Annotated in this window: 22 protein-coding genes and 1 pseudogene; 9 read left to right on the top strand and 14 right to left on the bottom strand. The window is 62.1% G+C overall.

The features are described from left to right. Positions 1-119: 119 nt before the first annotated feature. The 6 genes and pseudogenes from pqqA to M2497_RS19900 all read left to right on the top strand — a co-directional run bounded on the left by pqqA (position 120) and on the right by M2497_RS19900 (position 7,292). Entirely contained in the window at positions 120-191 is a 72-nt protein-coding gene (pqqA, locus tag M2497_RS19925; protein WP_010209364.1) for a pyrroloquinoline quinone precursor peptide PqqA, read from the top strand. Between the two features lie 104 nt (positions 192-295). Next, positions 296-1,459, top strand: coding sequence for an alcohol dehydrogenase-like regulatory protein ErcA (ercA, locus tag M2497_RS19920; RefSeq protein WP_248482532.1), 1,164 nt, complete (start codon positions 296-298; stop codon positions 1,457-1,459). After that, positions 1,443-2,813: a hybrid sensor histidine kinase/response regulator gene (locus M2497_RS19915; RefSeq protein WP_248482530.1), complete on the top strand. Its 1,371-nt coding sequence runs from the start codon at positions 1,443-1,445 to the stop codon at positions 2,811-2,813. Before ercA ends, M2497_RS19915 begins: the two co-directional genes overlap by 17 nt. Before the next feature lie 64 nt (positions 2,814-2,877). Further along, complete coding sequence (locus M2497_RS19910; RefSeq protein ID WP_248482528.1) at positions 2,878-4,341, top strand: DASS family sodium-coupled anion symporter; 1,464 nt, start codon at positions 2,878-2,880, stop codon at positions 4,339-4,341. A gap of 157 nt (positions 4,342-4,498) precedes the next feature. Continuing rightward, positions 4,499-6,145 (top strand): MFS transporter, encoded by a 1,647-nt coding sequence (locus M2497_RS19905; RefSeq protein WP_248482526.1) that lies wholly within the window; start codon positions 4,499-4,501, stop codon positions 6,143-6,145. Continuing rightward, positions 6,142-7,292 (top strand): annotated as a pseudogene (locus M2497_RS19900) (HlyD family secretion protein). Before M2497_RS19905 ends, M2497_RS19900 begins: the two are co-directional and overlap by 4 nt. A 67-nt stretch (positions 7,293-7,359) precedes the next feature. On the opposite strand, the gene M2497_RS19895 reads toward M2497_RS19900, so the two are convergent. From M2497_RS19895 to M2497_RS19850, 10 genes are all read right to left on the bottom strand, one after another. Next, on the bottom strand, positions 7,360-8,256 hold the full coding sequence (locus tag M2497_RS19895; RefSeq protein WP_248482522.1) for an aldose 1-epimerase: 897 nt from the start codon (positions 8,254-8,256) through the stop codon (positions 7,360-7,362). Next, positions 8,256-9,536, bottom strand: a complete 1,281-nt coding sequence (locus M2497_RS19890) for a TRAP transporter large permease (RefSeq protein WP_058426831.1) — start codon at positions 9,534-9,536, stop codon at positions 8,256-8,258. Before M2497_RS19890 ends, M2497_RS19895 begins: the two co-directional genes overlap by 1 nt. Before the next feature lies 1 nt (position 9,537). Then, a complete protein-coding gene (locus M2497_RS19885; protein ID WP_248482520.1) occupies positions 9,538-10,065 on the bottom strand; it encodes a TRAP transporter small permease in 528 nt (175 codons plus the stop codon). 64 nt (positions 10,066-10,129) lie between these two features. Further along, complete coding sequence (locus tag M2497_RS19880; RefSeq protein WP_071493518.1) at positions 10,130-11,092, bottom strand: TRAP transporter substrate-binding protein; 963 nt, start codon at positions 11,090-11,092, stop codon at positions 10,130-10,132. A gap of 51 nt (positions 11,093-11,143) precedes the next feature. Continuing rightward, positions 11,144-12,019 (bottom strand): SMP-30/gluconolactonase/LRE family protein, encoded by an 876-nt coding sequence (locus M2497_RS19875; RefSeq protein WP_248482518.1) that lies wholly within the window; start codon positions 12,017-12,019, stop codon positions 11,144-11,146. 3 nt (positions 12,020-12,022) lie between these two features. Beyond that, on the bottom strand, positions 12,023-12,847 hold the full coding sequence (locus M2497_RS19870; RefSeq protein ID WP_248482516.1) for an NAD(P)-dependent oxidoreductase: 825 nt from the start codon (positions 12,845-12,847) through the stop codon (positions 12,023-12,025). 205 nt (positions 12,848-13,052) lie between these two features. Beyond that, positions 13,053-14,315 carry an OprD family porin gene (locus M2497_RS19865; protein WP_248482514.1) on the bottom strand — a complete coding sequence of 421 codons (1,263 nt, stop codon included), beginning with the start codon at positions 14,313-14,315 and terminating at the stop codon, positions 13,053-13,055. A 170-nt stretch (positions 14,316-14,485) separates the two neighbouring features. Next, positions 14,486-15,343, bottom strand: coding sequence for a copper homeostasis membrane protein CopD (gene copD, locus M2497_RS19860; protein WP_248482512.1), 858 nt, complete (start codon positions 15,341-15,343; stop codon positions 14,486-14,488). Positions 15,344-15,346: 3 nt separating this feature from the next. Further along, positions 15,347-15,712: a copper homeostasis periplasmic binding protein CopC gene (gene copC, locus M2497_RS19855; RefSeq protein ID WP_058426824.1), complete on the bottom strand. Its 366-nt coding sequence runs from the start codon at positions 15,710-15,712 to the stop codon at positions 15,347-15,349. 18 nt (positions 15,713-15,730) lie between these two features. Further along, entirely contained in the window at positions 15,731-16,174 is a 444-nt protein-coding gene (locus M2497_RS19850) for a GNAT family N-acetyltransferase (protein WP_248482510.1), read from the bottom strand. Positions 16,175-16,317: 143 nt separating this feature from the next. Between M2497_RS19850 and M2497_RS19845 the strand changes: the two genes are divergently transcribed. Further along, positions 16,318-16,938, top strand: coding sequence for a TetR/AcrR family transcriptional regulator (locus M2497_RS19845; protein WP_025854871.1), 621 nt, complete (start codon positions 16,318-16,320; stop codon positions 16,936-16,938). Positions 16,939-17,100: 162 nt separating this feature from the next. Here the strand turns inward: M2497_RS19845 and preA are convergent, their stop codons facing one another. From preA to hydA, 3 genes are all read right to left on the bottom strand, one after another. Beyond that, positions 17,101-18,375, bottom strand: a complete 1,275-nt coding sequence (gene preA, locus M2497_RS19840; RefSeq protein ID WP_248482508.1) for an NAD-dependent dihydropyrimidine dehydrogenase subunit PreA — start codon at positions 18,373-18,375, stop codon at positions 17,101-17,103. Then, the gene (locus M2497_RS19835) at positions 18,375-19,742 is read right to left on the bottom strand and encodes an NAD(P)-dependent oxidoreductase (RefSeq protein ID WP_248482506.1); all 1,368 of its coding nucleotides are present in this window, start codon (positions 19,740-19,742) and stop codon (positions 18,375-18,377) included. The genes preA and M2497_RS19835 overlap by 1 nt, the downstream gene beginning before the upstream one ends. Positions 19,743-19,903: 161 nt before the next feature. Continuing rightward, positions 19,904-21,343 carry a dihydropyrimidinase gene (gene hydA / locus M2497_RS19830; RefSeq protein WP_248482504.1) on the bottom strand — a complete coding sequence of 480 codons (1,440 nt, stop codon included), beginning with the start codon at positions 21,341-21,343 and terminating at the stop codon, positions 19,904-19,906. Positions 21,344-21,933: 590 nt separating this feature from the next. Between hydA and M2497_RS19825 the strand changes: the two genes are divergently transcribed. Both M2497_RS19825 and M2497_RS19820 read left to right on the top strand, forming a co-directional pair. Next, the gene (locus tag M2497_RS19825) at positions 21,934-23,415 is read left to right on the top strand and encodes an NCS1 family nucleobase:cation symporter-1 (RefSeq protein WP_248482502.1); all 1,482 of its coding nucleotides are present in this window, start codon (positions 21,934-21,936) and stop codon (positions 23,413-23,415) included. 27 nt (positions 23,416-23,442) lie between these two features. After that, positions 23,443-24,726, top strand: a complete 1,284-nt coding sequence (locus M2497_RS19820; protein WP_248482500.1) for a Zn-dependent hydrolase — start codon at positions 23,443-23,445, stop codon at positions 24,724-24,726. A 106-nt stretch (positions 24,727-24,832) separates the two neighbouring features. On the opposite strand, the gene M2497_RS19815 is transcribed toward M2497_RS19820, so the two are convergent. Continuing rightward, entirely contained in the window at positions 24,833-25,291 is a 459-nt protein-coding gene (locus M2497_RS19815) for a transposase (RefSeq protein WP_248482498.1), read from the bottom strand. Positions 25,292-25,404 lie beyond the last annotated feature (113 nt).

Here is a 25,404-nt window from a genome sequence, read left to right as displayed (position 1 = left end):
GGCGTCCATTCGCTACCAATGCAGGCGCCGCATCGTTCGAAAGTAGCATTCGCTACCCCATCCCCCCATGCATTAATGACCCCACCGGAATCTTCCGGCCCAACCCGAGGACTGCCCCCATGTGGACCAAACCTGCATTTACCGACCTGCGTATCGGCTTCGAAGTGACCATGTACTTCGCTAGCCGTTGATCGCGGGTACTGTCGGAAGGATGCCTCTTTGGTCTGATTGCATTCGCAGCCGGATCGGTTAGTGTGGAGCGCATTCTTCCAAAATAATAAAAACAGGCTTTCCAATGAGCCCAAATCTGAGCCTCCTGCGTAAATTCGTCTCGCCTGAAATCATCTTTGGAGCCGGTTGCCGGCACAACGTCGGTAACTACGCCAAGACCTTCGGCGCGCGCAAGGTGCTGGTGGTCAGCGACCCCGGCGTGATCGCCGCCGGTTGGGTGGCCGATGTGGAAGCCAGCCTGCAAGCCCTCGGCATCGACTACTGCCTGTACAGCGCCGTCTCGCCCAACCCGCGTGTCGAAGAGGTAATGACCGGCGCCGAGGTGTACCGTGAACATCACTGTGATGTGATCGTCGCCATCGGCGGCGGCAGCCCCATGGACTGCGGCAAGGCCATCGGCATTGTGGTGGCCCACGGGCGCAGCATCCTTGAGTTCGAAGGCGTCGACACCATTCGCGTGCCCAGCCCGCCGCTGATCCTGATTCCCACCACCGCCGGCACCTCGGCGGATGTCTCGCAGTTCGTGATCATTTCCAACCAGCAGGAACGCATGAAGTTCTCCATCGTCAGCAAGGCGGTAGTGCCGGATGTGTCGCTGATCGACCCGGAAACCACGGCCAGCATGGACCCGTTCCTGTCTGCCTGCACCGGCATCGATGCGTTGGTGCATGCGATCGAGGCGTTCGTTTCCACCGGCCATGGCCCACTCACCGACCCCCATGCGCTGGAGGCGATGCGCCTGATCAACGGCAACCTGGTGCAGATGATCGCCAACCCCACGGACATCGCCCTGCGCGAGAAGATCATGCTCGGCAGCATGCAGGCCGGTCTGGCGTTCTCCAACGCGATCCTCGGCGCGGTGCACGCGATGTCCCACAGCCTCGGCGGCTTCCTCGACCTGCCCCATGGGCTGTGCAACGCGGTGCTGGTGGAGCATGTGGTGGCGTTCAACTACAGCTCGGCGCCGGAGCGTTTCAAGGTGATTGCCGAGACGTTTGGCATCGACTGTCGCGGCCTCAATCACCGGCAGATCTGCGCGCGGCTGGTGGAGCATTTGATCGCGCTCAAGCGGGCGATCGGCTTCCACGAAACCCTGGGCCTGCATGGCGTGCGCGTGGCGGATATTCCGTTCCTGTCCCAGCATGCGATGGGCGATCCGTGCATCCTCACCAACCCGAGGGAGTCGAGCCAGCGTGACGTCGAGGTCGTCTATGGCGAAGCTCTCTGACGACCAGCAACGCGCACTCGCCGGGTTGCTGGGGCTGGGCGACCAGTCGGCGCGCAAGAGCCATTACCCGGAACTCACGGCGCGGCTGGATGAGCTGGAGGCTGAGCGCAAGCGCTATATCCGTCTCAATGACGAGTTGGAGCAGCGGGTCGCCGCACGCACCGATGAACTGCTGGAAGCCAACCACAACCTGCAACAGCAGATCGCCCAGCGCGAGCAGATCGAACAGGACCTGCGCGACGCCCGCGACGCCGCCCAGGCCGCCAACCGCAGCAAGGACAAATACCTCGCCGCCGCCAGCCACGACCTGTTGCAACCGTTGAACGCCGCACGCTTGTTGATTGCCACCTTGCGCGAACGGCAGTTGCCCAGCGTCGAGCAGGTGCTGGTGGAGCGCACGCATCAGGCGCTGGAGGGCGCCGAGGACTTGCTCACCGACTTGCTGGACATCTCGCGGCTCGACCAGGCGGCGGTCAAGCCGGATGTGGCGCTGTACCGCCTCGACGAACTGTTCGCGCCGCTGGTCTCGGAGTTCCAGTCGGTGGCCCAGGCGGCGGGGTTGAACCTGCGGGTGCACACGGGCTGCTATGCGATCAGCACCGACTTGCGCTTGCTGACGCGGATTTTGCGTAACTTCCTCAGCAATGCCTGCCGCTATACCGACGAAGGTTGCATCCTGTTGGGCGCGCGCAAGCGTGGCGATTGCCTGCGCCTGGAGGTCTGGGACACCGGGCGCGGGATTGCGCAGGACCGGCTGGAGGCGATCTTCCTCGAGTTCAACCAGCTCGACGTCGGCCGCGCAGCGGACCGTAAAGGCGTTGGGCTGGGGCTGGCGATTGTCGAGCGGATCGCCGAGATCCTGGGTTACCCCATCGCCGTACGCTCGTGGCCGGGACGTGGCTCGATGTTCAGTATCGAGGTGCCGTTGAGCACCGAGATCCCTCTGCCGATCAGCCAGTTGCCAGCCCAGCCGACCACCGGCAACCCGCTGCCGGGACGGCGTCTGCTGGTGATCGACAACGAGGTGAGCATCCTCGACAGCATGCGCGCGCTACTCGGGCAATGGGGCTGTGATGTGGTCACCGCCACCGACCAGGCCGGAGCGTTGCTGGCGTTGGAGGGCAGGGCGCCGGAACTGATCCTGGCCGATTATCACCTCGACCATGGGGTGGTGGGGTGTGCGGTGGTCAAGCACCTGCGTGAGCATTTCGAACTGAACATCCCGGCCGTGATCATTACTGCCGACCGCACCGACCAGTGCCGTAGGGCGTTGCGCCGGTTGGAAGCGCCGTTGCTGAACAAGCCGGTCAAACCCGGCAAGTTGCGGGCCGTGTTGAGCCAGTTGTTGGCCTAGGTCAACACGTCGCAGGTGCTTTTAGCCCATGCTCAAGGCTTGATCTAGAGCCTTGGAGTGGCCCATGAGTGCGGCATCTTTCAAATTACCCCTGGGCCTGGTCGTCGCCGTGTTGGTGATGGCCGGGGTGCTGCTGTTGCCGGTGCCCGCCGACTTGCCGGTCGCCGGGCACCGCATGCTGGCGATCCTCGCGTTTGCCGTGGTGGTGTGGATCGCCGAAGCGGTGTCCTATGAAGCCAGTGCGATCATGATCACGTCGCTGATGGCCTTTCTGCTGGGCACCGCGCCGTCGTTGCAGGACCCCGCGCATGTGATCGGCACCAGCCCGGCGATCAGCATGGCGCTCACCGGGTTTTCCAACCCGGCGCTGGCGCTGGTGGCCGGGGCGCTGTTTATCGCAGCAGCCATGACCCACACCGGCCTGGACCGGCGTATCGCCTTGGTGACCCTGAGCCGGGTCGGCACCAGCACCCGGCGCATCCTGCTGGGGGCGATTGCGGTGACGGTGCTGCTCAGCCTCGTGGTGCCCAGCGCCACGGCGCGCAGTGCCTGCGTGGTGCCGATCATGATGGGTGTGATCGCCGCGTTCGGCGTGGACAAACGCTCGAATATCGCCGCCGGCATCATGATCGTGGTGGCCCAGGGCACCAGCATCTGGAACGTCGGCATCCAGACCGCCGCCGCGCAGAACCTGCTCACCGTCGGTTTCATGGACAAGATGCTTGGCCAGCGCGTGTCGTGGATCGACTGGCTGATTGCCGGCGCGCCGTGGGCGTTGATCATGTCGGCGGTGTTGCTGTTCCTCGTGCTCAAGTTGCTGCCGCCGGAGACCGACAGCATCCCCGGCGGTAAAGAGGCGGTGGCGCAGTCGCTGGTGGAGATAGGGCCGATGACCGGCGCGCAGAAGCGCCTGTTGAGCGTTTCGGTGTTGCTGCTACTGGCCTGGGCCACGGAAGGGCGCCTGCACAGTTTCGACACCACCTCGACCACCTACGCCGGCCTGGTGTTCCTGTTATTGCCGGGTATCGGCGTGATGACCTGGAAGGATGTGCAGTCGCGCATTCCGTGGGGAACGGTGATCGTGTTCGGGGTAGGCATCAGCCTGGGAACGGCGCTGCTGACCACCCAGGCCGGGCAATGGCTGGGCGCGCAAGTGGTGGCGCATACCGGGCTTGACCAGGTGGGGCCGCTGGGTGTGTTTGCGATTCTTGGTGCGTTCCTGATCCTGATCCATCTGGGCTTCGCCAGCGCCACCGCGTTGACCTCGGCGTTGCTGCCGATCCTGATCGCGGTGTTGCAGACCTTGCCGGGGGATTTCAGCCGGTTGGGCATGACCATGCTCTTGGGGTTTGTGATGAGCTACGGGTTTATCCTGCCGATCAATGCGCCGCAGAACATGGTGTGCCTGGGGACCGGGACGTTCACGGCGCGGCAGTTCGCCAAGGTGGGGGTTCTGGTGACGCTGGTTGGCTACCTGTTGATGCTGGTATTCGCTGCGACCTACTGGAGTTGGCTCGGCTGGATCTGAATACGCAGGACATCCCAGGGGGGCAGGGCGACGAGTCGACTTGCCCTCGCACATTTCAGGTGATGCCTGTTCTTCGCATCAATTATGCCCTCGACATGGCAAGATGAACTCCGCTCAGGTTTACTGTCTCTGAGTATGGGTTTACCTGAGTCATCGAATGAACAAATACACCCCCCACACCTGGGAGCCCCACGAGCGCCCGAGCCTGCCCGGTTCGCCGTCTACGCCGCTGCACCCGACGCACAAGCGTTGGCTGTTCGCGATGGTGGGCGTGCTGGTGGCGATTACTGGCGGGTTGGGAAACGCGCTGGTCATCGCCAACCTGCAATACCTGCAAGGTGCACTGGGCGCGACCACCGCCGAAATGGCCTGGCTGCCCGCCGCCTATGTGATGACCAATGTGTGCATGAACCTGCTGCTGGTGAAGTTCCGCCAGCAGTTCGGGCTGCGTGCATTTACCGAGGTGTTCCTGGTGCTGTACGCCCTGGTAACCTTCGGCCATCTGTTCGTCAACGACCTCAGCTCGGCCATCGCGGTGCGCGCGGCCCATGGCATGGTGGGCGCGGCGCTGAGTTCGCTGGGTTTGTACTACATGATCCAGGCCTTCCCGGCCAAGTGGCGCTTGAAGTCCCTGGTGCTGGGGTTGGGCACGGCGCAGTTGGCCTTGCCATTGGCACGGCTGTTCTCCGAAGACCTGCTGCAAATCGCCGAATGGCGCGGGCTGTATCTGTTCGAGCTGGGCCTGGCGCTGATCTGCCTGGGCTGCGTGTTCCTGCTCAAGTTGCCGCCCGGCGACCGCTTCAAGACCTTTGAAAAACTCGACTTCGTCACCTTCGCCATCCTTGCCACCGGTGTCGCCTTGCTCTGCGCCGTGCTGTCCCTGGGTCGCATCGACTGGTGGCTGGAAGCACCGTGGATCGGCATCGCCTCGGCCTGTTCCCTGGTGCTGATCATGGCCGGGCTGGCCATCGAGCATAACCGCGCCAACCCGATGCTGATGACCCGCTGGCTGGGCAGCGGCGTGATGATCCGCCTGGCGCTGGCGGTGATCCTGATCCGCATGGTGTTGTCCGAGCAGTCCACCGGCGCCGTGGGTTTCATGCAGATGTTGAACATGAGCTACCAGCAGATGCACACCCTGTACGTGGTGATGCTGGCCGGGGCGATTGCAGGGCTGGCGGTGAGTGCGTTGACCATCAACCCGGCGCACCTGTTGATGCCGCTGGTGATTTCCCTGGCACTGATGGCCACCGGGTCGGTGATGGACAGTTTTTCCAGCAACCTGACCCGGCCGCAGAACCTGTATATCAGCCAGTTCCTGCTAGGCTTCGGCGGTACGTTCTTCCTGGGACCGACCATGGTATTGGGCACGAAGAACGTGCTGACCAACCCGCGCAACCTGGTGAGTTTCTCGGTGATGTTCGGTATCTGCCAGAACCTCGGCGGCCTGATTGGCGCGGCGTTGCTGGGCACGTTCCAGATCGTGCGCGAGAAATATCACTCCAGCATGATCGTCGAGCACTTGACCCTGCTCGATCCGCGTGTGGCCGCGCGGGTATCGAGCGGCGGTTCGGCCTATGGCGGCATTGTCGCCGACCCCGAGTTGCGCAACCTCATGGGCATTCGCAGCCTGGCCACGGCGGCGACCCGCGAGGCGAACGTGATGGCCTACAACGATGTCTTCATGCTGATCGCGATCATCGCGATACTGACCATGATCTGGATCTTTATCCGCAGCCTGTGGCTGATGAGCACGACCAAAACAGCAGCCCCTCCCGTTCAACCCAGCGGCGCTTCTTCATGACCGAACCGACTTCCACCACCCGACCACCAACGCCATCGCCGCCACCCCGGAAGGCACCACGCCGCCAGGCGCCTCGGTCACCGAGCCACGTTCCCTGCGGGTGCGCATCGTCTCATCGCTGGGGTTTGCCGCGATTGCCATTGTCGGGGTGCTGATCGTGTTGTATGCCTGGCAGTTGCCGCCGTTCAGCAGCGCCGTGGAAACCACCGAGAACGCCCTGGTGCGTGGGCAGGTGACGATCATCGGCCCGCAACTGAGCGGCTATGTTTTTGAAGTGCCGGTTCAGGATTTCCAATACGTGAAGGCCGGCGACCTGCTGGTGCGCCTCGACGACCGGATCTACAAACAGCGCCTGGACCAGGCGCTGGCGCAACTGGCGGTGCAGAAGGCCTCGCTGGCCAATGTGGTGCAGCAGCGCAACAGCGCCGAAGCGACCATCAAGTTGCGCCAGGCAGCCTTGGTGGACAGCCAGGCACAGGCGCGCAAAAGCACGGCCGATTTGCGCCGCAATGAAGAACTGATCAGCGACGGCTCGGTGTCCAAGCGCGAACTGGACGTGACCCGCGCGGCCAATGCACAGACCATCGCCGCCGTGGCGCAAGCCCAGGCCAGCCTGGAAATCGCACGACAGGACTTGCAGACAGTGATCGTCAACCGTGGCTCCCTGGAAGCTGCCGTAGCGAGTGCCGAGGCCGCGGTGGAGCTGGCGCGTATCGACCTGTCCAACACCCGCATCACTGCGCCGCGTGACGGTCAGTTGGGGCAGATTGGCGTGCGCCTGGGGGCCTACGTCAACTCCGGCGCGCAACTGATGGCGCTGGTGCCGCCGCAGCTGTGGGTGATTGCCAACATGAAGGAAACCCAGATGGACAACGTGCAGGTCGGCCAGCCGGTGACCTTTACGGTGGATGCCTTGAACCACCGCAAATTCCACGGCACGGTGCAGCATATTTCCCCGGCCACCGGTTCGGAGTTCAGCCTGTTGCAGGCGGACAACGCCACCGGCAACTTCGTGAAGATTGCCCAGCGTGTGCCGGTGCGGATCACGGTGGACCCGAACCAGGCCGAGAGCGAGCGGTTGCGGCCTGGGTTGTCGGTGGTCGTCAGTATCGACACGGCTGGGCGCCTGAAAAACGCTCCACCCTGACACAACGCAAATCAAAACTGTGGGAGGGGGCTTGCCCCCGATAGCGGTGTGTCAGCCACCCAATGGATTACTGATTCCCCGCCATCGGGGGCAAGCCCCCTCCCACATGTTGGATGTATTTCAAGTTGAAATGGAGTTGCACCGACTGATTGTGTTCCAGCAGTTTCAGGCCCGGCCGCCCCGCCAGGTGATGGGCATTCACCGGATGACTCACCGGTTCGATGCAAAAGAACCCCAGCCCCGGCGGGCAGTACAGCAGGAAGTAGTCGGCGCCGGTGGCCTGGCACTCCAGGGCATAGCCCAGCTCCGGTTGCTCGATCAGGCAATGTCCATCCCACTGACAAAAACCGTTGTCCACCAGGCCTTCCGGCAAGGTCTTCAACGTCTGGAAATCCCAGGCGGCGGGTACCGGTGCCAGCTCCGTGGGCAGTTTCGACGGGGCACTCATCCACACCTGCGAGGCCTTGGCCTGCAACCGCGTTTGCGCTGTGCGCGGCAGGTAGGGATGCAATCCCAAGCCGTGCCACGCCGGTTTGTCCGCCAGATGGGTCACCCGCAACGTGATGCTCAGCTCGCCGTCGCGCAAGCAAAACCGCTGCTCAGCGCGATAGGCGAACGGTGTGTCGCACACCAGTTGCAGCACCACTTCGTTCGCCGACTGGCTGACCACCTGCCACGCTTGTTGCCAGGCCGACCCGTGAATGGGCAGTGGGTCGGTCAGGCTGTTCGGCGTGAGCGCCAGCCAGCCGTCGGGGTTATCGAAACCCCCTTCGGCGATCCGGTTGGACCAGGGTGCCAGCGGATAACAGCCGAGTTTGCCCGGCAGGCCCGTGTCCAGGGCCTGTTGGTCGCTGTGGCGCAACAATGGCTGGCCGCTGGCTCGCACGCGCCAATTGACGATGCTGCCACCCACGGCCGGGGCCAGGGTGAGGTGGGTCAGGTTGTCTTCCAGTTCGATCAGCATCACAGCACCACGCTCGGCAGCCACAATGACAGCGCCGGAATGTAGGTCACCGCCATCAGGATCAGGAACAGCACCGCATAGAACGGCAGCAGTGCCTTCACGGTTTTTTCAATGCTCACCTTGCCCACCGCGGCGCCCACGAACAGCACCGCGCCCACCGGCGGGGTGATCAGGCCGATGCCGAGGTTGACCAGCATGATCATGCCGAAGTGCACCGGGTCGACACCGAGCCCGAGCACCACCGGCAGCAGGATCGGCGTGAGGATCAGGATCAGCGGCGCCATGTCCATCACCGTGCCGAGCAACAGCAGCATGACGTTGATGCACATCAGGATCACGTAGCGGTTGTCCGACAGGGTCAGGAACGCCGTGGTGATTTTCGCCGGGATCTGCATCAGGGTCATGATGTAGCCGAAGCTGGCGGCGAAGGCGATCAGGATCATCACGATGGAAATGGTGCGCACCGTGCGGTGCATCAGCTTGGGCAGCTCGCGCCATTTGTAGTCGCGGTAGATGAACATGGTCACGAAGAACGCCCACAGCACGGCAATCGCGGCCGATTCGGTGGCGGTGAAGATGCCCGAGAGGATGCCGCCGAGGATGATCACCATGGCCATCAGGCCCCACAGGGCATCTGCGGCGATCTTCAGCGCCTGCTTCAAGGGGATGACTTCGCCCTTGGGGTAGTTACGCTTTTTCGCGAAGATCAGGCACAGCACCATCAGGCAGGCGCTCATCAACAGGCCCGGCACCACGCCGGCCATGAACAGCGAGGCGATGGACACCGTGCCGCCGGCGGCCAGGGAGTAGAGCACTGAGTTATGGCTGGGCGGCGTCAGCAACGCCTGCACCGAACCGCTGACGGTCACGGCGGTGGCAAATTCCCGTGGATACCCACGGCGCTCCATTTCCGGGATCAGCACCGAGCCGACCGAGGCGGTATCGGCCACCGACGAACCGGAGATGGCGCCGAAAAACGTCGAGGCCATGATGTTGACGAGGGACAAACCGCCGCGCACAAAACCCACCAATACCCCGGCAAACGCCACCAGGCGACGTGACATGCCGCCCTCGGCCATGATCGCCCCGGCCAGTACAAAGAACGGAATCGCCATCAGCGAAAACTTGTTCACGCCCCCGGCCACCTGGATCATCAAGGCCTGGAACGGGATGTCGATCCACCACGCGCCGATCAGTGCCGACATTCCCAGGGCATAGGCCACTGGCATGCCCAGCAGGATCAAGGCGATAAAACTGCCCAACAGAATCAATGCATCCATGTCAGGCAGCCCCTTCGTTTTCTTCCACCAGGTCGAACCGCACCACGCGCCGCTGGCTCTGGTCGCCGAGCAGGAGTTTTTCCAGTACGAACACCAGGGTCAGCAGCCCACCGATCGGGATCGGCATATAGGTGATGCCTACGCGCAGTGTGGGGATGGCACTCATGAACTGGTTCCAGGTGGACAGGCACAACTTGGTGCCCCACACGGTCATGAACAGGCAGATGGTGGCCATCAGCAGTTGCGCGACGATAGCGGCGATGTGGCGTTGGCGTGGCGGCAGGCGGTCAGTCACTACCGCCACCGACATATGCGCACCCGCGCGGTAGCTGGCGGCGGCGCCGATAAAGGTGAAGATCAGCATCAGCAGGATGGCGGTGGGCTCCGGCCAACTGGCGCCGGTGCCGAGGACGTAGCGGGCGAAGATGCCCCAGGGGATGATCAGCGCGACCCCCAGTACCGAGAGGCCGGCGACCCAGATGCAGGTCATGTACAGGCGGTCGTTGATGCGCAGCAGTAAATTCTTCATGGCGTTCACCGTAACCGGGCGCGTCGATACCGACCGCGCCGGGCCTTGCTAGAGAAGGAGGGTGTTACTGAACGGCGTCGATACGCTTGATGATGTCGGCGTACGCCGCGCCGTATTTGGCGCGAACCGGCGCGGTGGCGTCATAGAAGGGCTTTTTGTCGACAGTAATGAACTCCACGCCGGCGGCCTTGAGCTTGGTTTCACTGCTGGCGGACTTGGCGTCCCACAGCACGCGCTCGTCCGCCTGGGCGGCCTTGGCGGCTTTCTTCACCATGTCCTGCTGGGCGGGAGTGAGCTTGTTCCAGGTGATTTTCGACATCACGATGGGCTCGGGCAGGATCAGGTGTTCGGTGAGGGTGTAGTACTTGGCGTTCTGGAAGTGGTTGTGTTCGAGCAGGGTCGGCGGGTTGTTTTCTGCACCGTCGATCACCCCGGTCTGCAGGGCGCTGAAGATCTCGCCGGTGTCCATGGCAATGCCGTTGGCCCCCATTTCATTGAAGGCTTCGATGAACAATGGGTTGCCTTGCACGCGGATCTTCATGCCCTTGAGGTCTTCGATCTTGCGCACCGGTTTCTTGGTGTAGAGGTTGCGCGTTCCGCCGTCCATCCAGGCCAGGGCCACTAGGCCGAATTCCGAATCGGTGATCTTGGCGAGGATCTCATCGCCGATCTCGCCGTCGATGACCTTGCGCATGTGCGCCTGGTCACGGAACACGAACGGCAGGTTGAACACATTCACGTCCGGCACCACCGGGCCGACGATACCGAGGCTGACACGGGTCATCTGGACCGCGCCGACCTGGGCCTGTTCGACCACTTCTTTCTCGGAGCCCAGCACACCGCCGGGGAAGTACTTGAAGGTCAGTTCGCCGTTGCTTTCCTTGGTCAGGGCCTTGCCCATGTTTTCTTCGGCGACGACGGTGGGGTAGCCGGCGGGGTGGATGTCGGCGAACTTGATTTCCAGGGCGTGGGCGGCGCTGGCGAGGGAGAAGCATGCAGCGGCGAGCAAGGTGCGTTTGAAGTCCATGGGGGTTCATTCCTGTCTTGTTATTGTTGTATTCAAGGCACAGCGATGCAGCTAGAGGGTGAACGTGGGCTCCGGCAATCCGACAACGCCGGGGTTGAGGGCAAACACGCCGCCGGACAGCGACTGGGGGCTCTGGTCGTCACGGATCGAAGTGACGAACAGGGTGTCCAGGCGGCTGCCGCCGAAGGCGCACATGGTGGGCTTTTTTACCGGTACGGTGAGGGAGCGGTCGAGGCGGCCATCGGGGGTGAAACGGTGGATCAGGCCGGCGTCGTTGGCGCAGATCCAGTAGCAGCCTTCTGCGTCTACCGCCGCGCCGTCGGGGCGACCGAGGTAGTTGTGCATGTCCACGAAGACGCGGCGGTTGGAGGGCGTGCCGGTGTCGATGTCGTAGTCGAAGGCCCAGATCTGTTGCACCAAGGGGTGTGAGTCCGAGGCGTACATCGTACGGCCATCCGGGCTGAATGCCAGACCGTTGAGGGTGATGAAACCGTCCAGTTGTGCATAGGGCACGGCGCCGGATGCGTAGCGATAGAGGATGCCCTCGGGCGCATTCAAGCCCATGTTCAGCACCATGCTGCCGGCCCAGAAGCGGCCCTGGCGATCACAGCGGCCGTCGTTCAGGCGCATGTCGGCGCGGGGGTGTTCTACTTCAGCCAAGGGCGTGGTGTCGAGGCTGCCGTCGTTGTACGGGGTAAGCTGGAAAAAGCCGCTCTCCATCCCGGCGACCCAGTTGCCGGCATCGGTGCGGGCGATACAGGCGAGCATCTGCGGCGCTTTCCAGGCGGCAAGATGGCCGGTGGTGGTGCTCCAGCGTTGCAGGCCGCCGTTGGGAATATCCACCCAATACAGCGCATTTTCCTCGGGCACCCACACCGGGCATTCGCCCACGGCGTTGCGGGCGTCGACAATCAATTCGGCGTTCATGGGTCAATCACCGAAGGGGCCGGCCGCGCAGAACGCGCCGCCCTGGTAGACCTTGGCCGGATCATCGGCAGCCACGGGCGGCTGGGCCTCGACCTGGACGCGGAACACTTCGGAGCTGTCCTTGGGCGCAAAGCCCAGGTGGGCGGCGTAGCGGTTGTCCCACCAGGTGTCGAGGTTATCCGACATGCCATACACCACGGTGTGGCCGACGTTGGGCGTGTACAAGGCGCGTTCGAGCAGTTGGGTCAGGTCATCGAAACTCAACCAGGTGTGCATCATGCGGCGGTTCTGCGGCTCCGGGAACGACGAGCCGATGCGGATGCTCACGGTCTGGATGCCATAGCGGTCGAAGTAGAAACTGGCCATGTCTTCGCCGTAGGACTTGGACAAGCCGTAGTAGCTGTCCGGGCGGCGTGGCGAGTGGGCGTCGAGTTGTTCGCCCTGCTTGTAGAAGCCGATCACGTGGTTGGAGCTGGCGAAGATCACACGCTTCACGCCGTGGCGGCGGGCGGCTTCGTAGATATGGAAAATCCCGCAGATATTGGCGCCGAGCACTTCTTCGAACGAACGCTCAACCGATACGCCGCCGAAATGCAGGATGGCGTCGACGCCTTCCACCAGGTGGTGCACGGCTTGCTTGTCGGAGAGGTCGCAGGTCTGCACTTCTTCGGACGCGTCGGCGGCCGGCGCCATGTTGGCGATATCCGACAGGCGCAGCACGTGGGCGTAAGGGCGCAGGCGTTCGCGCAGGACTTTGCCGAGGCCGCCGGCGGCACCGGTGAGCAGCAGGCGGTTGAATGGAACGGGCGGGGTGGTGAGGGTGGTCATGTAGGTTCCATTGTTGTTGTAGGTTGTCGTATGACTTTGCCGAAGTATCGTTATTGATTCCCAGGCTTGTCAACGCCCTTCAGGCTGGCAATGCTCAAATGTGGGAGGGGGCTTGCCCCCGATGGCAGTGTGTCAGGCAGCAGATAGGCCTCTGGTCCGCCGCCACGGGGGGCAAGTGCGAATCGTCGCACTGCTTCTGTCACCTTTAGAGCAGTGAAATCGGATAGCTGATGAACAGGCGGTTCTCGTCGAACTCGTTATTGCTGAAATCCCGACGCATGGTCGAGTTGCGCCAGCGCACGTTCAAATCCTTCAGCGCGCCACTCTGTACGGTGTAGGCCAACTCCGATTCGCGTCCCCATTCCTTGCCATCGGTGATCGCCCCGGTGTGCACGTTGCTGCCGCTGATGTAGCGGTTCATCAGGGTCAGCCCGGGAATACCGAGCACCACGAAGTTGAAGTCATGGCGCACCTGCCAGGATTTCTCCTTGGCGTTGTCGTAGCTGGCGTTGTAGCTGTCGTTGGCCAGGGTGCCGCCGCTGGTGCCGTTGACCCGCATCCACACGCTGTCGCCGGTGAGTTTCTGCAGGCCCACATAGAAGGTGTTGCCGTTGTACTTGGCCGAGAGCAGGGCGAAGGCGGTCTTGTTGTCGAGGTCGCCAGCCAGCGCGCTGCCGTCTTCCTTGCCGGTGAAAAAGCCAAGGTTGGCGCCCAGGGTCCAGTCGCCCACGGGTTGGCTGTGGGTCAGGTTGAAATACCGTTGCTGGTAGATGTCGGTGAGTTCGGCGTACCACACACCGACCTGGGTGCGCTTGTCGTTGAAGCTGTATTCGCCGCCACCGAAATTGAAACGGTCGGAGGTGAACGCGGCTTTGCCGTTCATGAACATGTCTTCCATGCTCGCGTCATTGCGCGGGCTGTTGCCGCGAAACTGGCCGCCGTAGAGGGTCAGGCCGGCGATCTCATTGGACGTGACCTGGCCGCCACGGAAGGTCTGGGGCAGGGAACGGCCATCGTCGGAGCGCAGGATCGGCAGTACCGGCATCCATTCGCCGACCTTCAGTTCAGTCTTCGATAATTTGCTTTTCAGTGCTACGCCAAGGCGCCCGAAGTTATCGGCCGGGCGGCCATCGCTGTGGATCGGCAGCAACTGCGTACCGCCGGTGCCTTTACCGCCATCGAGCTTTTGCGAATACAGGCCCAGCACATCAATGCCGAAGCCCACCGTGCCTGTGGTGTAGCCGGACTTGGCATCGAGGATGAAGTTCTGCGTCCACTCTTCGGCCTTGCCCTGGGGGTTGCTGGGGTTGGTGAAGTTGCGGTTGAAGTAGGCGTTGCGCAGATTGAGCGTGGCTTTGGCATCGTCGACGAAGCCTTCGGCCGAAGCGGTGAGGGGCAAGGTGAAGGCCAGGCTGCCGAGACCGATAAAACCCAGGCGGACGGAGGAATTGCGGGCGAGTGAACTCACAGTGAAGCTCCCTTTCTTTTGTTGTTTTTATTATTTGTTATACGTTGTCGTACAACATTGGGTGCGATATTTGCGAGGTTTTCAGGCGCTGTCAAGCAGAAGTTATACGATGACCTGCTCGGTGTGGAGGTTCAATGTGGGAGGGGGCTTGCCCCCGATGACGGTGTGTTTCAGTCAACCATCAGCATCGGCGGCAAGGTGCCCAGGAGGGAAACGGCGGCGACGGCGGCAATCCCCAGCACCCACTCCAGCTTCACACTGGCCTTCAGGCTGCCCAAGCGTTCTTCACAGCGCTCGATACGCAGCCGGTTCAGCAGCGCCAGGGCCAACATGCCCAGCACCAGCAGCACCTTGATCAACAGGATCAGGGCAAAGCCGTTGAATAACGGCGTGGGCCACAGTTGCCCGGTGAGTACGCGCACGTTGATCAAGCCAGTCACCAGCAAGCCGGCGACCAGGCCATAACCCACACCGCTGAAGCGTCGCAGGATTGGCTCCAGCGCAACAGGCGGGGATTGGCGCTGGATCAACACCAACAGCAGCAAGCCGCCGAGCCAGGCACCGACACACACCAGGTGCACCACCTGATTGAGGATCAGCAATCTGCCGCTGAGCCCGTCCAGCATGGCGCCATGGCCGACCGGTGCCAGTGTCGCCAGCAGCAGCGCGATCACTGGCAGGCGCACCATCGGCCAGGGTTTGGCCAACACGATCACCAGCAGCAGGTTCAGCAACAGGTGCCACACCCACACCTGGCCGAAGAAGGTCTTGCCCAGCACCAGCTGCACCGTGGCCGGCTGCAGCGCCGCGTCCCAACTGCCGGCCATGCTCGCGGTGATCAGTAACAGCCAGGCGACGCCGGACCCCAGCCCCAGCCAGGCCAGTCCACGGGTGATCCGCTCAAGTTGCCGGTCCAGCGCCGGTTGCGGTGCAGCGCCGAGCAGCCAGGGCCTGAATGCGCAGGCCCCGAACATCAACAACACGACGCTGAAATGCAGGAAACGGCACAGCACCAGCAGGGTAGCCACGGGTTACTGGCCGACCTTGAAGCTGTATTCGCCGTTGCTCTTGTGGGTATCGACCGAGACCGCGTTCCACACCACTTTGTAGGTGCCGGCGGCCAACGGGGCGGCTGGGGTGACCACCAGCACTTTCTTGTCGGCGTCCGGCGTTTCCAGGCCCTTGATCGCGATTTCGGTGCCGTCCTTGCTCAGGGACACCTTGGTGAAGGTGGCTTCGACGCCTTCGCTGAAGGTCAGGCGCAGGTCCTTGGGCGCAGCGACGCTGCTGTCGGCCGCTGGCTCCGCAGCCTTGAGGTGGGCGTGGGCAAACGCTGCCGAGGCGCCGAGCAAGGAGGCGAGCAGGGCGAGGGTGGTGAGGCTTTTCTTGATCAACATTGTTCAATACCTTCGGGGTCAGGGAGTCGGTAGAGCCATGTGCAGCAAGGGAAAGGGCTTGCCTTCGCCATCCAGCGGCGAGCGCGCGACCTGGATAAAACCATAGTGCAGGTAGAACCCCACGGCTTGTGGGTTTTGTTCGTTTACATCGACGGTGAGCGTGTCGTGACGGGCACGGGCGTGGTCCAGCAACTGGCGGCCGATGCCCTGGCCACGACGCTCGGGGTCGATAAACAGCATCTCCACATTGTTCCCGCCGGTACCGATAAAACCGGCGATGCCTTGTTGATCTTCATACACCCACACTTCCAGGGCAGGCATCGGCAGGTAGGTGTCGCGTACCAGGGGCAGCAAACGTTGAATTTCATCCTCGGGGAGGAAGTCATGGGTGGCGCGCACCGAGCGTTCCCACAGTGCTCCCAGCACGGGGTCGTCGGTGGCCACACGAGGTCGAATAGTCATTGCAATGATCCTTCATGGGGACCGCGATCCTAACCAATCCGATTTCCGGGGGAAAGGTTCGCGTCAGAAGTTTCACTATGGCCTGTCGCCCCGATCTAGAGCCGATGGTAGTCTTTAAGCCAAGTTGTTGTCAGGGAGCCCTTATGGGCAATCACAAGATCGGAATTCGTCGGGTCAACGTCGAAAAAATCCTGCTGGCCGCGGAGAAAATCTTCGCCGAAAAAGGCTACGGCAGCACCGCCATGGCCGACATAGCTGAAGAAGTGCAACTGCCGCGCTCCAACCTGCATTACTACTTCACCACCAAGAGCGAGCTGTACAGCGCCGTGCTGTTCGACCTGCTGGAAGTGTGGAAGCAGGACGCCCTGAGTTTCGAGACCTTCGATGACCCCCGGGTGGTGCTCAGCAGCTACATCCGCGCCAAGATGCAGCGCTCGCGCACGCGGCCGTATGGTTCGAAAGTCTGGGCCAACGAAATCATCCACGGCGCGCCGACCCTGGGTGAGGCGCTGGATGAAAGCCTGTACGACTGGGCCAAGATGAAGGAAGCGAAGATTCGCCAGTGGGTGGAGGACAAGCGCATCCTGCCGGTGGAGCCGTCGAGCCTGCTGTATATGATCTGGGCCTCGACCCAGCACTATGCGGACTTTGATCACCAGGTGAAGATTTTGAATGATCACCAGCCGTTGTCGGATATGCAGTTCGAGAAGGCGATCCAGACGGTGACCAGTGTGATCTTGCGGGGGATTGGGTTGGAGCCTTGAGCCTTATGGTGACGCTGGTTGTTGTGGTGAGCGGGCTTGCCCCGCGCTGGGCTGCGAAGCAGCCCCAATAAAAACACCTCGGTCCTTCAGACAGAACTCAGTGCCTGATTTGGGGCCGCTTCGCAGCCCAGCGCGGGGCAAGCCCGCTCACCACAGGTTTGCCTACACAGCCTCCCGATAGGGGTTCCGCGGATCCTGCGTCCAATTCAAAAACGGCTTGCCGGTATCTATCGGCACCATCTCGATGCATTCGGCCACCGGGCACGTGATCTGGCATAGGTTGCAGCCTACGCACTCATCATCGATCACCTCATATTTATGCGTACCATCCGCCTGTTTCAGACTGGCAATGGCCTGGTGCGACGTATCCTCACAGGCAATGTGGCAACGCCCGCAGCCAATGCAGGCTGCCTGATCGATCTTGGCGATCACCTGGTAGTTGATATCCAGGTACTTCCAATCCGTCGTATTACCCACCGCCCGTCCGGAAAATTCCTGCAAGCTTTTGTAGCCTTGGCTGTCCATCCAGCGCGACAGTCCGTCCTTCATCTCTTCCACAATCCGAAACCCATGCAGCATCGCCGCCGTGCACACCTGCACCGCGCCGCAGCCCAGGGCGACGAACTCCGCCGCATCGCGCCAGTTGCCGATGCCGCCAATGCCGCAGATCGGCAGGCCCTGGGTCTGTGGGTCGCGGGCGATCTCGGCGACCATGTTCAGCGCAATCGGCTTCACCGCCGAACCGCAGTAGCCGCCGTGGGTGCTCTGGGTGCCGACTATCGGCAGGGCAACCATGCGCTCCAGGTCCACGCTGGTGATGGAGTTGATGGTGTTGATCAGCGACACCGCATCCGCACCGCCACGGTACGCCGCTCGCGCTGCCACGCGGATGTCGGTGATGTTCGGCGTGAGCTTGACGATCACCGGCAGCGAGCAGTACGTCTTGCACCAGCGCGTCACTTGCTCCACGTACTCCGGTACCTGGCCCACCGCCGCGCCCATGCCGCGTTCGGGCATGCCGTGGGGGCAGCCGAAGTTCAGCTCGATACCGTCGCAGCCGGTGGCTTCAACCAGCGGCAGGATGTTTTTCCAGGATTCCTCGACGCACGGCACCATCAGCGACACGATCAGCGCACGGTCGGGCCAGTCCTTTTTCACCTGGGTGATTTCCCGCAGGTTGATCTCCAGGGAGCGGTCGGTGATCAACTCGATATTGTTGATGCCCAGTACTTCCCGGTTGGCGCCGTAGTGCGCCGAGTAGCGGGACGACACGTTGACCGCCGCCGGGTCCTCGCCGAGGGTTTTCCACACCACGCCACCCCAGCCGGCTTCAAAGGCACGGACCACGTTGTAGGCCTTGTCGGTGGGCGGCGCGGAGGCCAGCCAGAATGGGTTGGGGGCCTTGATACCGGCGAACACAATCGAGAGATCGGTCATTACGCAGCCTCCACAGTCAGCATGAGTTGGGCGTGCATGGCTTCAGCGGCCAGCTTGCCGTGTTGCACCGCCTGCACGGTGAGGTCCTGGCCGAGGCTGACGCAATCGCCACCGGCGTACACCCCGGGAACACTGGTACGCAGCTGCTCGTCGACGAAAATGCGTTCGCCGACGCGGTGCAGTTGCTCGGCCAGCGGGTCGTGCAGCGCCTCGTTGTCGAAACCCTGGCCGATGGCCTTGAAGATCGCGTCTGCGGCCAGTTCGAAGGTTTCACCGGTAGGGTGCAGGCGGCCGTTTTCCATGCGCGTACGCAGGAAGCGCATGCCGCGTACATGCCCCAGGTCATCCAGCAGCACGGCTTCGGGCTGGGCCCAGGTCAGCAGGCGCACCTGATTGGCCTTGGCGATAGCCTGTTCGTGGTGGGTGGCGCCCATGTCCGCCAGGCCCCGGCGGTACACCAGGTTCACATCGCGGGCGCCGAGGCGGGCCATTTGCACGGCCATGTCGATGGCGGTATTGCCCGCGCCGAGCACGATGCAGCGGTCGGCCAGGGGCAGTTGGGTGAGGTCGTCGGCCTGGCGCAGTTCGCGGATGTAGTCGGTGGCGGCGAGCAGGCCGGGGGCGTCTTCATTCGCCAAACCGAGTTGTTTGCTCGCGGCAAGGCCGAGGCCGAGGAACACTGCATCGAATTGCTGGTGTAGTTCGCTCAACGTGAGGTTGTCCCCCAGGCGCTGGCCGTGGCGGATCTCGATGCCGCCGATCTGCAAGAGGAAATCCAGCTCCTTCTGCGCAAAGTCGTCCACCAATTTGTATTTGGCGATCCCGTACTCATTGAGGCCACCAGCTTTTTCCCGGGCTTCGAAGATCACCACATCATGGCCGTGCAACGCACTGCGATGGGCGCAGGCCAGTCCGGCAGGCCCGGCACCGACCACGGCAATCCGCTTGCCGGTAGGCGCGGCGCGATGGAAGGGGTGTTCGCTGAAGTGCGCGTTGTCGATGGCGTAGCGTTGCAACAGGCCGATCAGCACCGGAGCGCATTCTTCGGCGTTGTTACGCACGCAGGCTTGCTGGCACAGGATCTCGGTAGGGCACACCCGCGCGCAGCTGCCGCCGAGGATGTTGGCCGAGAGAATCTTCTGCGCCGCGCCTTGCACGTTTTCGGTGTGGATGTTGCGGATGAACGACGGGATATCGATTTCGCTGGGGCACGCGTTCACGCAGGGCGCGTCGTAGCAATACAGGCAGCGCGAGGCTTCCAGTTGGGCCTGGCGAGCGTTGAGGGGGGGGGCCAGGTCGGTGAAATGGCTGGCGAGGGTGGCGCCATCCTCAACGGGATGGGGGAGGTGGGTCAGGGTCTGGATCACGGTGTTGGCCTCACGGTTATTGAGGTGCTGCCTCTGATGGGCAGTGGTTTTTTTGTTGCTTGCACTGGCCTCATCGGGAGCAAGCGCCCTCCCACACTTGACCGCGTTGATCCTGTTGGAATGGGGTCAATGTGGGAGGGGGCTTGCCCCCGATAGCGGTCTCAGCGCTTCACAGCTACTGGCCTGGAATGCTCAGCCCGCCTGCTCAACTGCTCGAACACTGGCGGATACGCCGGCCGCTCCACATACCGTCCGGCCCCGCGCTCGGCGCGCAGGTCGCCATCGGCCCAGACCAGCTTGCCCTGGCTGATGGTGTGGCTGGGCACGCCGCGTACGGTCTTGCCTTCGAAGATGTTGAAGTCGACCTGCTGGTGATGGGTCTTGGCCGAAATGGTCCGCGTGCCCTGTGGGTCCCACAACACCAGGTCGGCATCCGCGCCGACACGAATCGCACCTTTGCGCGGGTAGAGGTTGAAGATCTTCGCGGTGTTGGTGGAGGTCAGCGCCACGAACTCCTGCATCGACAGACGCCCGGTGTTGACGCCTTCGTCCCACAACAGCGCCATGCGGTCTTCGATACCGGCGGTGCCGTTGGGGATCTTGCTGAAGTCGTCACGCCCGGCGGCTTTTTGCTCGGCGCAGAAGCAGCAGTGGTCGGTAGCGGTGGTGTGCAGGTTGCCCGATTGCAGGCCGTGCCACAGTGCATCCTGGTGCCCGCGTGGGCGGAACGGCGGGCTCATCACGTAGCCGGCGGCGGTCTGCCAGTCGGGGTGTTGGTAGACGCTGTCATCCAGCAACAGGTGGCCGGCGAGGACTTCACCGTAGACCGGTTGGCCTTTGGCACGGGCGTAGGTGATCTCGTCCAACGCTTCTTTGGTGGAGACGTGCACCAGGTACAACGGCGTGCCGAGGGTCTCGGCAATGCGGATCGCGCGGCTGGCGGCTTCGCCTTCCACCTGCGACGGACGCGACAGCGGGTGCGCTTCCGGCCCGGTGATGCCCTGGGCCATCAGCTTGCGTTGCAGGTGATACACCAGCTCGCCGTTTTCCGCGTGCACGGTGGGCACCGCGCCCAGTTCCAGGCAGCGCTCGAAGCTGGCGACCAGGGTGTCGTCCGCCGCCATGATTGCGTTCTTGTAGGCCATGAAATGCTTGAAGCTGTTGATGCCGTGGTGGCTGACCAGCTCGGCCATTTCCTCGCGAACCTGCTCGCTCCACCAGGTGATCGCCACGTGGAAGCCATAGTCAGAGGCCGACTTTTCCGCCCAGCCGCGCCACTGGTGAAACGCCTCCAGCAAGGATTGCTGCGGGTTGGGAATGACGAAGTCGATGATCGACGTGGTGCCTCCCGCCAGGCCCGCCGCCGTACCGCTGAAAAAGTCTTCACTGGCCACGGTGCCCATGAAGGGCAATTGCATATGGGTGTGGGGGTCGATGCCGCCGGGCATCAGGTATTGGCCGCTGCCATCGATTAGTTCAGTGCCGGCGGGAATATCCAGGTTCGTACCAATGGCCCGGATTAGACCGCCTGCGCACAACACATCGGCGCGGTAACTTTCATCATGGGTAATAACGGTGGCGCCACGGATCAACAGCGACATGTCGAGTTCCTCACAGGCTTGACCGGCTTGTGCCAGTTCTAAGTGTTGTAGTGCTGCTTGCCGATGGTCGGTTAATTCCTGTCATCGGTGACAGGAATAGAAACTAGCCCGAGTTTTTAGATTGGGCAAGAAGATTTTTTATAAGCTTATACTGAATTTAAGTTATTGATTTATAAGTATAAAAATCAATAATCACCAAAATGTAGCGGCCTCTCACCATTTTGACGCACTTGACAGGTTCTTAAATTGAGCAACATTTCTTATTGCAAATCAGACGCTTGAGACATGCCTCTTGACGGGCAGGGGAAATAAAAATAATTGTGTTGCACCAGATTGAGTCCTGATGGTTCGGGCAACTTCCGCATTATTTAGCCTGAGTAAGGCGGCAAGTACCGAAGGTTCAATCGGAAAGCTGATAAACATCAGCACGTTATATAAGCGGTGAGGGTGCGGTAACGGTTGTCGGCACGGTTATTGAGTGCAGAGGCGGCTGGCCGGGCCCGTGATGTCATGTTGTTTACGAGGTACTCCGGCCGCCTGCACACACCTGCAGGCGCGCAACAATAATTCGAAAAAACCGTGGAGCGGCCATGCAACAGAACAGATCGCAAGTCATTGAACGCAACGGCCTGTACGAACTCGACGCCGGCCCCGACGTCCTCGACAGCCCTCGCTACAACCACGACATGGCACCGACCAAGGTGCACGAACGCACCTGGAACAAGTGGCACATCACTGCGCTGTGGGTCGGTATGTCGATCTGCGTGCCGACCTACACGTTGGGCGGGGTGCTCACCGCGTATTTCGGGTTGTCGGTGGGCGAGGCGCTGATGGCGATCCTGCTCGCGAACATCGTGGTGCTGATCCCGCTGACCCTCAATGCGTTCCCTGGCACGAAGTACGGCATACCGTTTCCGGTGCTGTTGCGTTCGTCGTTTGGCATCCTCGGTTCGAACGTGCCGTGTCTGATTCGGGCACTGGTGGCGTGCGGATGGTTCGGTATCCAGACGATGTTTGGCGGGTTGGCGATCCACCTGTTCCTGGGCTCGATCTTCGAGGGGTGGAAGTCCCTTGGCGGCACCGGCGAGGTGATCGGTTTCATGATTTTCTGGTGCCTGAACCTGTGGGTGGTGCTGCGTGGCGCCGAGTCGATCAAGCGCCTGGAAACCCTGTCGGCACCGTTGCTGGTGGCGGTGGGGATCGGCCTGCTGGTGTGGGCGATGCCCAACGTGTCGATCAGCGAATTGATGGCGATCCCGCCCAAGCGTCCCGAGGGTGCGAGCCTCACCGGTTACTTCATGGCCGGGCTCACCGCGATGGTGGGGTTCTGGGCTACCTTGTCACTGAACATTCCTGACTTCAGCCGCTACGCCAAAAGCCAGAAGGACCAGATCCTCGGGCAGATTTTCGGCCTGCCGCTGACCATGTTCCTGTTCGCCGCCCTCGGCGTGATCATGACCGCCGCTTCGGTGAAACTGGTGGGCGTCAGCGTGTCCGACCCGGTGACCCTGATCGGGCATATCCAGAGCCCGGTGTGGGTGGCCGTGGCCATGGCGCTGATCATCGTCGCCACCTTGTCCACCAACACCGCGGCGAACATTGTCTCGCCCACCAACGACTTCCAGAACATCGCGCCCAAGCTGATCAACCGCACCACGGCGGTGATCCTCACCGGCCTGGTCGGGCTGGCGTTGATGGCCCATGAGCTGCTGAAAAAACTCGGCCTGATTGTTTCCGATGTGAGCCTGGAGACCGTCTACTCCAACTGGTTGCTCGGCTATTCCAGCCTGTTGGGGCCGATCGCCGGGATCATGGTGGTGGACTATTTCATCACGCGCAAACAGCAACTCGACCTGGCCGGCCTGTATCGCGATGACCTGTACCCGGCATGGAACTGGAGCGGTTTCATCGCGTTCGGCGTGCCGGTGGTGCTGACCTTGCTGTCGTTGGGCAGCGATGCGTTCAGCTGGTTCTACAGCTATGGCTGGTTTACCGGTTCGGCGCTGGGTGGGTTGTTGTATTACGGCCTGAATGCCAAGCGCGGGGCCACGCCGGTCACCGTCAATCCATAAGAAAAAATGTAGCCTGAGGAGATCCCCATGAACGCTGCCCTGGACGTTCTGCAATCCACCGATCAGCACATCAACCGCGACCGCCTGTGGCAATCGCTGATGGACCTGGCCAGGCTCGGCGCCACGCCCAAGGGTGGTGTGTGTCGCCTGGCCCTCACTGATCTGGATCGCAAGGCCCGCGACCTGTTCGTGCAGTGGTGCGAAGACGCCGGTTGCACCGTGACCATCGACGGCATCGGCAACATCTTCGCCCGCCGCCCCGGACGCAACCCCAACCTGCCGCCGGTGATGACCGGCAGCCATATCGACACCCAGCCCACCGGCGGCAAGTTCGATGGCTGTTTTGGTGTGCTGGCGGGAGTGGAAGTGCTGCGTACGCTCAATGATCTCAAGCTGGAGACCGAGGCACCGTTGGAGGTGGTGGTGTGGACCAATGAAGAAGGCTCGCGTTTTCCGCCATGCATGATGGGCTCGGGGGTGTTTGCCGAGAAATTCACCCTGGCCGATACCTTGGCCAAGGTCGATGTGGATGGCGTCAGCGTGGGCGATGCGCTGAATGCGATTGGCTATGCGGGCTCGCGGCCTGTGAGCGGGCATAAGGTAGGTGCGTATTTCGAAGCGCATATCGAACAAGGGCCGATCCTTGAGGATGAGAAGAAGACGATTGGTGTGGTGCTCGGCGCTTTGGGGCAGAAGTGGTTCGACCTGAAACTGCGGGGGGTTGAAGCGCATGCGGGGCCGACGCCGATGCACCTGCGCAAGGATGCTCTGGTGGGCGCGGCAGCGGTGGTGGCGGCGGTGAACGCAGCTGCATTGGGGCACCAACCTCATGCATGTGGCACGGTAGGTTGCCTGCAGGCTTATCCGGGATCGCGCAACGTCATTCCCGGTGAAGTGCGCATGACCCTGGATTTTCGTCACCTGGAGCCGGCCCGCCTGGACTCGATGATCAGTGAGGTGCGCAAGGTCATTGAGGACACCTGCACCAAGCATGGGCTGAGTTTCGAGATGGAGCCCACCGCTGACTTCCCGCCGCTGTATTTCGATCAGGGCTGCGTAGACGCGGTGCGCAATGCGGCGAATGGCCTGGGCTTGTCGAACATGGACATCGTCAGTGGGGCAGGGCACGACGCAATTTTCGTCGCCGAACTTGGCCCGGCGGGGATGATCTTCGTGCCGTGTGAAGGGGGCATCAGCCATAACGAAATCGAGAATGCCGCGCCGGATGACCTGGCTGCTGGGTGTGCGGTTCTATTACGCGCAATGGTGGCAGCTTCCGCCGCAATCGCCAGCGGCAAGTTAGCCGCCTGAAATACGGTAGAAAAAAATGTGGGAGGGGGCTTGCCCCCGATAGCGGTGGGTCAGTCACCCTGTTATCGGGGGCAAGCCCCCTCCCACATTTGAACAGTGTGTGATGTTAGATCCAGATGGCATCCCACAATGGGTAGTCGCCGATCTTTTTCACCAGGCCTGCTCTCAATGGATTGGCCACTACATACCTCGCCATCTTCACTAGATCATCTTCCTTGCGCAGTGCCCGGTCATGGAAGCTTTCCTGCCAGAGTCTTCCCTTGCGTCCGCTTAGGCCGTTGACGGACCGCGTGCTCTTGGATTTTACCTGCCGCATCAGGTCCGCCAACGAGCCTTTTTTCAACTCAATAAGCCAATGAAAGTGGTCAGGCATGATCACCCACGCCAGCGAGTTTGCGAGCCCTCGGTACTGAGCCAGGCGAAACTGCCAGACCACCAGTCGACCGAGGTGGAAGTCGCTGAATATCGGTAGGCGTTCGTGGGTGTTGGTGGTGATCAGGTAGATGCGGTTGGGTTCGCTGAAGCGTCCGATGCGCAGCCGATGTGAAGCGGGTAAATCTGCCATTCCCTGGCCCTCTCAAGGTGTGTTCAGAGAGGCTAGATCGGTGTGTAAAAGGCTGACGGGCTGGCTTTTGGCAGGATGTGTCTGGAAGAACGCCATCGGGGGCAAGCCCCCTC

The organism is Pseudomonas sp. CYM-20-01 (genome assembly GCF_023169845.1).
Lineage (GTDB): Bacteria > Pseudomonadota > Gammaproteobacteria > Pseudomonadales > Pseudomonadaceae > Aquipseudomonas > Aquipseudomonas azotoformans.
Note: the sequence above shows the minus strand (reverse complement) of the source record. Positions and strands in the feature narration are given on the sequence as shown.